The following is a 1,200-nucleotide window of genomic DNA, read 5'->3' on the forward strand; positions in this document are numbered from 1 at the left end:
TGACGGGCCGGTCCGCCCGCCCCCGGGCGGTCGCGCCGGCCGGCGCCTTGCTGTAGGACACGCGCCGGATGCGGCCGGATTCGGCCGCGGACGCTTCGGAGCACGACAGCATGAAGATCAGCGCGCGCAACGTCCTCAAGGGCACCGTGGTCTCGGTCGACAAGGGCTCGACCACCGCCCACGTGAAGATCGAGATCAGCCCCGGCCAGGTGGTCACCGCCGCGATCACCAACGAGGCGGTCGATTCGCTCAAGCTCGTGGCCGGCGGCCCGGCCTACGCCGTGGTGAAGGCCTCCGACGTGATGGTCGCGGTCGACTGAGCCTTCCATGGGGGCCGGGGCGGTCATTGCGCCCGCCCGGCGCCCGCATTACGCCGGCCCGGCGGGCTCCCGGGCGGGGCCTGCAGGTCCGATGACCCTAGGGAGTGGCCCGTGAAGACCGTGCTCGGCATCGAGACCACCTGCGACGAGACCGCCGCCGCCGTGGTGTCCGTCGATGAGGACGGGGCCGCGCAGATCCGCGCCAACGAGATCCTGAGCCAGATCGCCGAGCACGCCGCCTATGGCGGCGTGGTGCCGGAGATCGCCGCCCGGGCCCATGTCGAGGTGCTCGACCGGCTGATCGCCCGCGCCCTCGACCGGGCCGGGATCGGGTTTCCCGACCTCGACGGGATCGCGGTCGCGGCCGGGCCCGGGCTGATCGGCGGCGTGCTGGTCGGCCTGGTCACCGCCAAGACCCTGGCGCTGGTGACCCGCAAGCCGCTGCTCGCGGTCAACCACCTGGAGGCCCACGCGCTCACCGCGCGGCTGACCGACAACCTGCCCTTCCCGTACCTGCTGCTGCTGGCCTCGGGCGGCCACACCCAGCTCGTCGCCGTGCGCGGGGTCGGCGACTACGTGCGCCTCGGTTCCACGGTGGACGACGCCATCGGCGAGGCCTTCGACAAGGTCGCCAAGCTCCTGGGCCTCGGCTACCCCGGCGGCCCCGAGGTCGAGCGCATGGCCGAATCGGGCGATCCCGAGCGCTTCGCCCTGCCCCGGCCGATGCTGGGCCGGCGCGAGGCGGATTTCTCCCTGTCGGGCCTCAAGACCGCCCTGCGGATCGAGGCCGAGCGGATCGCGCCGCTGGCCGAGCGCGACGTCGCCGACCTGTGCGCGAGCTTCCAGGCCGCCGTGGTCGACGTGGTGGTGGACCGCGCCC

Annotated in this window: 2 protein-coding genes; both read left to right on the top strand. The window is 73.7% G+C overall.

All coding sequences use genetic code 11. From position 1 onward, the window contains the following. Nucleotides 1-110 precede the first annotated feature (110 nt). Nucleotides 111-320 (top strand): TOBE domain-containing protein, encoded by a 210-nt coding sequence (locus tag FV228_RS30295; protein ID WP_147857797.1) that lies wholly within the window; start codon nucleotides 111-113, stop codon nucleotides 318-320. A 111-nt stretch (nucleotides 321-431) separates the two neighbouring features. Then, on the top strand, nucleotides 432-1,200 hold a 769-nt coding region (gene tsaD / locus FV228_RS30300), incomplete at its 3' end, for a tRNA (adenosine(37)-N6)-threonylcarbamoyltransferase complex transferase subunit TsaD (RefSeq protein ID WP_147857798.1).

Origin of the sequence: Methylobacterium sp. WL18 (genome assembly GCF_008040015.1) — a bacterium.
Taxonomy (GTDB): domain Bacteria; phylum Pseudomonadota; class Alphaproteobacteria; order Rhizobiales; family Beijerinckiaceae; genus Methylobacterium; species Methylobacterium mesophilicum.